Origin of the sequence: Priestia sp. SIMBA_032 (genome assembly GCF_046535215.1) — a bacterium.
GTDB classification, from domain to species: Bacteria; Bacillota; Bacilli; order Bacillales; family Bacillaceae_H; genus Priestia; species Priestia aryabhattai.
On record NZ_JAWRXD010000195.1, the window covers coordinates 1 to 394 of the forward strand.

1 pseudogene is annotated in these 394 nt (G+C 71.3%); it reads right to left on the reverse strand.

The window, feature by feature from the left end:
- Positions 1-394: pseudogene (locus SB717_RS33975) on the reverse strand (RNA polymerase subunit sigma-24); the annotation flags it as partial.

Below are 394 nucleotides of genomic sequence, written 5' to 3' on the forward strand. Positions count from 1 at the left end.
CGCCGCGCGGCTTCGCGGTAGTGGGACACGGCCTCCGCTGTCTTTCCGGCGCGCTCGAGCAGATGCGCCTGCACCGCGGTGACGCGCTGTTCGTCGACCGGTCGGCCGCTCGCGAGCAGCCGGTCGATGCTGGCGAGACCCGCGGCTGGACCGGAGACCATGGCTTCGGCCACCGCAGCGTTGAGGGTCGCGACGGGGTTTCCGGTCTCGCGTTCCAAAAGCCGGTACAGCGCGAGGATCTGCGGCCAGTCGGTCGCCTCGGGCGTCGGCGCTTCGGCATGGACGGCGGCGATGGCCGCTTGAAGGGCGTACGGCCCTGTTCCGCCGCGCGGAAGGCTCCGTTCGAGGATCGCGATGCCCTCCTCGATGAACGGCCGGTTCCAGAGGGAGCGGT